Genomic DNA, 7,980 nt, shown 5'->3' on the forward strand with positions numbered 1-7,980 from the left:
AACAAAGTGATTTTAATGAACTTGAATTTATAATGACTTGAATTTAGGGAAAGTTTATAATTTTAAGATTAGTCTTGAGGACTCTGAATACATAGCAGTTCCATCAGAATTTAGTACGAGCTTAGTTATAAGGATCAGGTAAGAACATTCCAAGTTTATAAAAAAACAGATAAGTTGCTTGATACTGTAGATATAAATGTCAAATATGAATTTGAAGAAAGCAATATTTATCCTATTGATAATAAATTTGTTCAGTTATTAGTAAATGGAGTTGCGCCTAATATGATAATGGTTACCCTAAAATGGGAACAAGGATAGAGATAGATTTTTCGAATAAAGGAACTTTTTATAACATGCCAAAGTATGACAGTTCTGGGAATATAATCAACTATGATATTCAGGCTCAGTATAATAGAAGACATGATTATGAACTGGCAGGATATAATAAGGATTGGGAGTTAGATAAAATTGAAAAGGTTTCTGACTACAATTTTGTCATTAAATACAAATTAACTGAAAAGTCTAGAACGGAAGGAAAAGCAGGAAATTATAATCCTAAAGTAGATGTTTCTGTTAAGGCAAATTGGGAAGGAGAATATATTGATAAAAATAATTTACCTGATGTGTATTTTAAATTAATGAATGGCAACAAATTGTTAAAGGACCTACAAAACTTGAATATGGAAAAGATACTTTAGTTTGGAAGGATCTTCCCAAAGAAAAGGACGGACTGACAATTTATTATAGTGTTGAGATGGTAAATGCAGATGGAAGCCCTTGGAAAGCTGAAAATTTTGAGGGGGGAAGAATTATAAGAAGAGGTAACACCAACGAAGAAGATATTAATTCATTTAATTTCTCAGTTACAAATTCTTTTATTAAAAAAAGAGGAAATAGATTTATAACAAAAGAAATTCATGTAAGATAAATTATAAATGTAAGATGCTTAGATTAATATTGAAGCATTAATTAAGATATCATAATAGAATAGCAGTTAGTCTTAGTAGAACTTAATTAAAAATTATTAAAGTTTATTAACTATTTTATGTATCAACCTAAATTCTTAACAAAGATAAAGGGTTGATACATTTTTTATATATGTATTCATTTCTTTAAACAAGAGGAATTTATTTATATGGTATTGTTTATAATTTTCTATAAGTGGTATAAAATACTTAAATATGGAGGTTGAAAATGAAATTAATTATAAAAGTGCTTGTAAGTGCATTGGCAATAGCAATAGCAGCAGCTCTTAGTCCTATGAGAGTTTCAAATTTTTCAGCGGCGATAATGGCTGCGATTGTAATGGGTGGTTTGGATTGGTTAATAGGTAATTACACAAATTTGAGAACGTCTTCAGCTGGAAGAGGCGCTTCAGGATTTTTGGTAGGAGCGGCTGTAATTTATATTACCGGTAAATTGGTAAGTGGATTTTCATCTGGAATTATAGGTTCATTGATAGGAGCGGCAGTTCTTGGCATTGTAAGTGCAATAATACCGGGAGAAAAGACATTTAAATAATATGTTAAAAAACAAATTTTTAAAGGGAAGTTATTATTTTATAGCATTTGCAATCTTTTCAAATATGATTGCAAATGAAAACGACTTAAAGATTAGATTGTTATTATCTGTAATGATAGTAGCATCTTTGAGTTATTTTTTTAACTTACTAAGAAATAAAGATTGAATAAGATAAGTTTGGGCGAAGTTATTATACTTCGCCTATTTTTTCACAAAAAGAGTCATAGAGAGATATTTTTAACTCAACTCCAAGCTCTTTAAAACATTCATCTAAAGCTTTGAAGAGAGCTTTAAAGTTATCTTTTGAAATATTTTGACCCATGTGTCCGATTCTAAAAAGTTTTTCACTCATATTTCCAACGCCTTTTGATATGGCAATATATTTCTGTCTCATCAATTTAAGAAGACTTTCGGATTCAATTTCATTTGGCATCAGTACGGCTGTTACAGTATTAGAACGGCAATTTTTTGCATAGAGTTCAAGTCCTGCTGATTGAATTATTTCTCGAGTTATATCAGCGTAAGTTTTGTGAAGTTCTATTGAATTTCTGTTAAATAGCTCTTCAAGTGCAATGTCCATTGCATAAATTAAATTTTCATTCATTGTGTAACAGAAAGGTGCGCCTTTAAAATCATAGTAGTTTTTAAAGTTCATATAGTATGAAATTACGGGAGTTTTTCTGTCATCAATGACTTTTTTGGCTCTATCTGAAATAGTAACTATGGTTATTCCAACCGGCGCTGAAAGACATTTTTGGCTTCCTCCGAGCAACACATCTAAGCCGCTTTCATCAAAGTCGATAGCTTCTCCACCCAGTGAAGAAACACAATCAGCTATTGTAAGTATGTTGTATTTTTTTAGTACGCTGACTATTTCGTTTAAATCATTGGTAAGTCCTGAAGGAGTTTCACAGTGCACGAAAGTTGCAAGTTTGAAGTTTGAATCTTGTTGTAAGAACGAATCCAGTTTATTTACATCAATGCCATTTCTAAAATCAAACTCCAACACGACAGGGGTTCCACCGGCAAACTTTACATAGTCTGCAAAGCCGGCGCCAAAGAAACCATTTGATAGTACTAAGACTCTATCTTGTGGCTCCACAAGTGAAATTATGGCTGCTTCAAGTCCCATAATTCCCTCGCCAAGCATGAAAAAAGAAGTAGCTTCTGTATTTAGTAATTTTGAAATCTTTTTTTCAACGCTTCTGTGAAAAACTTGATACTCCGGGTCTAAGTCGGGGTTTGTTTTTGATTTAGAAAGTGCATTTAAAACTTCAGGGGATATTGAAGTTGGACCGGCACAAAGAATTTTCATTTAATCACCTCAAATACATTATATATGATATTGTCGGGAATACAATTTTAAGTAAGGATACTTTTTATATAGCAAAAACTTTTTAGAAATAGGATAAATTTTAATTATATACATTTGAAAAAGTATAAGGGTTTAGATCAGTAAAAATTTATTTGAAACTAGTTTCTATATTTTTACCACCTGTTAAGTCAAGGATGATAGAGTGATTATCGTCCTTTTCTTATGTGAAAATTTAGAGCAATGTTAAAAATGACAATAAAAATATTAAGTTTAATAAGTATATAAATATTTTAATTTATAACAAGAAAATATATTATAGTGTATGGAATAGTTTAATGTATAGCTCTAGAATCTAGAGACATCAAATTAATAGTAGGGTTTAAATTTAAATTATGAATAGCAAATTTTATCAAACTATGGTATTTGATTTGCAGAAAAAGTAAATACATATTTTTCTATGGGAATGGGAGGGAAAAAGGTGAAATATGGCTACGTAAGAGTATCAACCAAAGAACAAAATGTAGATAGGCAAATGTCAGCTATTCTAGAAGAGGGAATTGAAATAAATAAAATATACATTGATAAAGCAAGTGGTAAAGATTTTAATAGGAAAAAATATAAAAGACTTATAAAAAGAATAAAGGAAGGGGATGAACTCTATATAAAATCAATAGATAGGTTGGGAAGAAACTATGATGAAATTATAAAAGAATGGAATAAAATTACCAAGGAAAAAAATGCAGATATTATTGTCTTGGATTTTCCACTTCTTGACACAAGAGCTAAAGTCAATGATTTAACAGGGAAATTTATAGCTGATATAGTTCTTCAAATATTATCTTATGTTGCTCAAATAGAAAGAGAAAATATCCATCAAAGACAAATGGAAGGCATAAGAGAAGCTAAAAAAAGAGGAGTCAAATTTGGCAGGGTTAAAAAGGAAATACCAAAAGAGTTTTATAATTTAGCAGAAAAATGGAGTAGAAATGAAATAAGTCTTAGAAAAGGAGCTAAAGTTTTGGGAGTGAGTCATACTACTTTTTCTAATTGGGTGAAAGAAAAGGGATACTATTTGAGAGAAGTGTAAAAAATACTAGACTTTGATTTACAGATAAAAACCTATAAATCAAATATCTGCTCAACATTTAATAAATCCATTAAATCCATAATAAAGTTCATAATAAACCTATTTTAAATATTATACTACAAAGCGGAATTCAAAGTCTAAAATTCTTGACATTTTAACCCTAGATTTGTTTACATTAAGGGCAAGAAAAGGAGAAATAATAGAGCTTGGGAATAGGAATTGATTTATATAGAGCATTAAAGACAAAATTATATTTTATGAGTTGCTATTTGTAATTTTTAAATTTATAAAAGTCTGTTAATAGAAGTTGAATTAATTAAAAGAATAGGAGTTAAATTGTTCAATAATAGTTACTTGTATAGAATTAGAATCTATTATTATTGGCTTGTATGAGTCAAGGTAATAAATATATTATGCAAAGAAATTGAAAAATAGCTGAATTTTTCTTAATTGATTATTGAAGAAATAAAATTTAAGAGAGGTTTTTTGAAAAAAGAAGATTTTTGTAGATATGGTATCAAAGGATTTAAAAGAAATAGATAAAAACGACGAACTAATAGGGAAAAGGTTTGGGAAACTAAAAGTGATATCTGTTTATAAAAAAGGCAAGTACAAAAAATGTAAATGTATTTGTGATTGCGGAAACACTATTGATGTATATTATAGTAATCTTGTTTCAGGGAGGACAGTGAGCTGTGGATGTAGAGGAGCGGAGATTGCCAATAGTTATAAAAACATAGTAGGGAAAATATATCACGACCTTATAGTTGAAGAGAAAACTGAAAAACGTGAAGATGGTTTAATAGTTTGGAAATGTAGGTGTCTTAAATGCGGAAAATACATTGAAGCCACTAAAAAGCAATTGGACAGAGGATATGTCAAAGACTGCGGGAATCATAAATATGAAGATTTATTAGGGCAAAAATTTGGAGAGCTTACAATTATCTCATTTGATAAAAATAGAGAAAAGTACCTTTGTCTATGTTCTTGCGGTAAGTATACTTATGTATCCAGATCCAACCTAATCAGCGGACATACACTTAGTTGTGGGCATCTTAGTAATGAACGCAAATATAACTATGTAGACGGAGCTTTACCATACTTACTAACGGGAAAGATTCCATCAAATAATACCAGTGGAGTAAGAGGTGTCAGTCAAACTAAAAATGGAAAGTGGATTTCTTATATTACATTAAGAAGAAAGAGATATACACTTGGAACATTTAAGAAAAAAGAAGATGCTATCAGAGCTAGAAAGAAAGCTGAGGAAGAACTATTTCAGCCGATTTTAGAAAAAGCAAATAATCAAGAGAATCTATAAATTATTAAAATCAATCTAAACTTAATTTTTACATATGGGAAATAAAATACTTAACTAAAAATATTAACGCAAGCATATTGATTATCTTAAAGAGCATGATAATGTAAAAAGTGATGAAATATTGCTGTGTATAATACTTGGGATATCGACATTAAATAGAATGGTAAGAATGAGTAAGTTCAAAATTTAATAAAATTTTAAATCTTTCTTATTTTCTTCTTAGTTGAAGTGATATTATAGGCTAATATATAATAATGGCATATTTATTAAGGGGTGATTATGTGAGAGAATATATAAAAGTAGAAGTTTATATACCTGAAGAGAATGTCATAAAGTTAGTCAATGCTCTTAATGAGGAAGGAATCCTTAGAGATGGAAATTATGACTATGTATTTGCAACTTCAAATGTCACTGGTCACTTTAGACCTATTGAAGGGGCAAATCCATACACCGGAGAAATTGGCGTAGTTAGTGAAATAAGGGAAGTAAGATTAGAGTTTAGAATAAGGTCTGCGGAACTGGATTTTGTAAAAGATGTAATTAAAGAGTGTCATCCTTATGAAGAACCGGTTGTAAATTATTTAGAACTATTATAAGAGATGTAAATTTTACTGTATCAAAAAAATCCAAAAGCTTTGTTGCTTTTGAAGTCTTTTTGATACAGTTTTTTTGTTAGAATTTTGAAACAGAAACTGTATTTTTACTGGCGTTATCTTTATCCATAACTTTATTGGATATCCAACCTTGATATCTTTCTCCTGTTGAAGAGTCGAGTGCCTCTACTTCACACCAAATGCGTTCTATCCCTTCAATTTTTGTATTTTTTACATATAGATCGGAATCAATTGGCAACGTAGTTACAATTTCAGATTCAATAGAAGGAGATGTACGTAAATTGGCTTTATCTGTCTGTACTTTTTGGAAAGTGTGTAATAGATTGTTTGCTATATTAGACATTTCAGCACGATTTTTTTTGTACTCGGGAGATTCTTCAATATCATAAGGGTTTTGTTTTACATAATCCGAAGATGATTTTATAGAGCTTAGAAGTGAAGATGCTTCTGCGGATTCCGGTAATATTTCTTGTAGGGATAATAATATATTCACGGCTTCGTAAGGGTCTCCATTTTCTATACGGTTTTTTGCTCTATTTATAACGAGTTCTTCTATTTCACTTATTTTATCTTGAGCTTCTTGATAGTGTAAGTCCTCAGGTAATACTTTTTTATAGTTTATTAAGGCTGCAGTATAGTTTTTTTCATCAAAATATGTTTTAGCTCTTGAAAATAGATTATCTGATTCCATGAGTTTTTCAGCTTTTTCTATTAAAGGTTGAGTTTCAAATTTATCTGAAGGTTGTATTTCTCTAGCAGTTGAACGGCTTCTTGATATTTCCCTTTGGCTATATAATCTTTTGCTTTATAAAAATTATTTGACTGATTAAAATTCATTATTAGATGTGAAATTAATATAAATATAATTAAAGACACAGTAACTAAAAGGGTATTTGTGAGAACTTTATTTTTACTTTTGCTCTTATCTTCATCTTCATTAATTCGAGTAGTTGCCAATACATCTGTAGAAGGAGCAATTTTTGTAAGATGTGTCTTAGTTAGATTTTCAGTTAAGGCTTTTTTTCCTGCTTCAGAAAAGTTTATAGTTTGAGAAAGCATATTTAGTATCTTCATATTAACCAGCGACTCGGTCAAATTATTTAGTACAAAATATTTATTTCTGTGACAGTGTCTACACTCCTGAACGTCTGAAGGGTTTACAGCACCACATACGCACTTCCAAGCAACTCTTAAATTTTCACCATAAGCTATTATGTCATTACCAAGCAAATTGTTTATTTTAATTTGTTTGTTTTGAGGAATAACAGCTAAGCTGTATGAAATTTCTTCGGAGGCATCGTAGACATGGTTTTTACCCCAAGGGTGAGTGATTTCTCTAATTCTTACTTCTAAACACGAGCATCAACAAATCTCTGGTCTATTTTAAATGGTTCTACATAGTAAATTTTTTCTGGAAGCACTTCAATAGATTTGAAGTATAGAAAAATTCACTTGAATTAAATAGAAAATTACCGTATATATCTTTGTATTTAACTGAAAAGTTATATCTGAAACAACTAAATTGCCTATATTTAATATATCAAATGCAATGCTTAAATCGTTAGTCAGCTCCGCGCGAATTATTTGTAGGTGGTGATTCGGGTTTGTACTGACTACGGTAGGTAATGTTTAAAATCTTCCATTTCTACCTCCTTTGTAAAAATTATATATTAGGGACTTTATAATTTCAATTGGCACGATTGTAATGATTTAGTGAGTTTGATAAAATTAAAATATGTTTGGAGGTCAATTTTGAAATGTAGAACTATAGAAATAAATGGTGAAGAGATATTTTATAGAGAAAAGGGCACAGGTCCGATTTTATTATTGATACATGGCAATATATCTTCTTCAATCTTTTTTACAGAGATGATAGAAGAATTATCTAAAGAGTATAGAGTTATAGCTCCTGATTTAAGGGGGTATGGGAATAGTTCTTACAATAAGAAAATAAATAGTATATCTGAATTTGCAGATGATATTAGAGAGTTTGTAATAGAATTAGATTTAAAAGAATTTTACATATTGGGTTGGTCATTGGGTGGTGGAATTGTAATGGAATTTATGGGGGATCAAGACCTAAAGTTCAGAGTGAAAAAAGCTATACTTATGGCGTCCATAG

The 7,980-nt window shown here is 29.9% G+C and carries 12 protein-coding genes; 9 read left to right on the forward strand and 3 right to left on the reverse strand.

From position 1 onward, the window contains the following. Positions 1-174: 174 nt before the first annotated feature. From DYE58_RS11115 to DYE58_RS11125, 5 genes are all read left to right on the forward strand, one after another. Positions 175-318: a hypothetical protein gene (locus DYE58_RS11115; protein ID WP_172463348.1), complete on the forward strand. Its 144-nt coding sequence runs from the start codon at positions 175-177 to the stop codon at positions 316-318. Continuing rightward, positions 303-698 carry a hypothetical protein gene (locus DYE58_RS10880; protein WP_115312364.1) on the forward strand — a complete coding sequence of 132 codons (396 nt, stop codon included), beginning with the start codon at positions 303-305 and terminating at the stop codon, positions 696-698. Before DYE58_RS11115 ends, DYE58_RS10880 begins: the two co-directional genes overlap by 16 nt. 56 nt (positions 699-754) lie before the next feature. Beyond that, entirely contained in the window at positions 755-928 is a 174-nt protein-coding gene (locus DYE58_RS11120) for a hypothetical protein (protein ID WP_172463349.1), read from the forward strand. Between the two features lie 266 nt (positions 929-1,194). Beyond that, on the forward strand, positions 1,195-1,521 hold the full coding sequence (locus DYE58_RS10885) for a phage holin family protein (protein WP_004819561.1): 327 nt from the start codon (positions 1,195-1,197) through the stop codon (positions 1,519-1,521). 1 nt (position 1,522) lies between these two features. Next, on the forward strand, positions 1,523-1,687 hold the full coding sequence (locus tag DYE58_RS11125; protein ID WP_004819559.1) for a hypothetical protein: 165 nt from the start codon (positions 1,523-1,525) through the stop codon (positions 1,685-1,687). Positions 1,688-1,711: 24 nt separating this feature from the next. On the opposite strand, the gene DYE58_RS10890 is transcribed toward DYE58_RS11125, so the two are convergent. Further along, positions 1,712-2,836, reverse strand: a complete 1,125-nt coding sequence (locus DYE58_RS10890; protein WP_004819557.1) for a pyridoxal-phosphate-dependent aminotransferase family protein — start codon at positions 2,834-2,836, stop codon at positions 1,712-1,714. A 478-nt stretch (positions 2,837-3,314) separates the two neighbouring features. Between DYE58_RS10890 and DYE58_RS10895 the strand changes: the two genes are divergently transcribed. The 3 genes from DYE58_RS10895 to DYE58_RS10905 all read left to right on the forward strand — a co-directional run bounded on the left by DYE58_RS10895 (position 3,315) and on the right by DYE58_RS10905 (position 5,840). Further along, the gene (locus tag DYE58_RS10895; protein ID WP_040552129.1) at positions 3,315-3,923 is read left to right on the forward strand and encodes a recombinase family protein; all 609 of its coding nucleotides are present in this window, start codon (positions 3,315-3,317) and stop codon (positions 3,921-3,923) included. A 511-nt stretch (positions 3,924-4,434) separates the two neighbouring features. After that, a complete protein-coding gene (locus tag DYE58_RS10900; protein WP_004819552.1) occupies positions 4,435-5,244 on the forward strand; it encodes an AP2/ERF family transcription factor in 810 nt (269 codons plus the stop codon). 254 nt (positions 5,245-5,498) lie between these two features. Next, positions 5,499-5,840, forward strand: coding sequence for a YqfO family protein (locus DYE58_RS10905; RefSeq protein WP_004819550.1), 342 nt, complete (start codon positions 5,499-5,501; stop codon positions 5,838-5,840). A 76-nt stretch (positions 5,841-5,916) separates the two neighbouring features. Here DYE58_RS10905 and DYE58_RS10910 read toward each other — a convergent pair whose 3' ends face one another. After that, on the reverse strand, positions 5,917-6,549 hold the full coding sequence (locus DYE58_RS10910; RefSeq protein ID WP_115312365.1) for an SH3 domain-containing protein: 633 nt from the start codon (positions 6,547-6,549) through the stop codon (positions 5,917-5,919). A 20-nt stretch (positions 6,550-6,569) separates the two neighbouring features. Further along, the gene (locus DYE58_RS10915) at positions 6,570-7,088 is read right to left on the reverse strand and encodes a hypothetical protein (RefSeq protein WP_147285885.1); all 519 of its coding nucleotides are present in this window, start codon (positions 7,086-7,088) and stop codon (positions 6,570-6,572) included. 522 nt (positions 7,089-7,610) lie between these two features. Here DYE58_RS10915 and DYE58_RS10920 point away from each other — a divergent pair. Continuing rightward, a partial coding sequence (locus DYE58_RS10920; RefSeq protein WP_172463350.1) for an alpha/beta fold hydrolase occupies positions 7,611-7,980 on the forward strand: 370 nt, incomplete at its 3' end.

The organism is Peptoniphilus indolicus (assembly GCF_900454665.1).
Classification (GTDB): Bacteria; Bacillota; Clostridia; order Tissierellales; family Peptoniphilaceae; genus Peptoniphilus; species Peptoniphilus indolicus.

Coding starts and splice junctions, on each gene's coding strand:
- DYE58_RS10880 (WP_115312364.1), top strand. CDS start 303: ATGGGAACAAGGATAGAGATAGATTTTTCGAATAAAGGAACTTTTTAT.
- DYE58_RS11120 (WP_172463349.1), top strand. CDS start 755: ATGGTAAATGCAGATGGAAGCCCTTGGAAAGCTGAAAATTTTGAGGGG.
- DYE58_RS10885 (WP_004819561.1), top strand. CDS start 1,195: ATGAAATTAATTATAAAAGTGCTTGTAAGTGCATTGGCAATAGCAATA.
- DYE58_RS11125 (WP_004819559.1), top strand. CDS start 1,523: ATGTTAAAAAACAAATTTTTAAAGGGAAGTTATTATTTTATAGCATTT.
- DYE58_RS10890 (WP_004819557.1), bottom strand. CDS start 2,836: ATGAAAATTCTTTGTGCCGGTCCAACTTCAATATCCCCTGAAGTTTTA.
- DYE58_RS10900 (WP_004819552.1), top strand. CDS start 4,435: ATGGTATCAAAGGATTTAAAAGAAATAGATAAAAACGACGAACTAATA.
- DYE58_RS10905 (WP_004819550.1), top strand. CDS start 5,499: ATGGCATATTTATTAAGGGGTGATTATGTGAGAGAATATATAAAAGTA.
- DYE58_RS10910 (WP_115312365.1), bottom strand. CDS start 6,549: ATGGAATCAGATAATCTATTTTCAAGAGCTAAAACATATTTTGATGAA.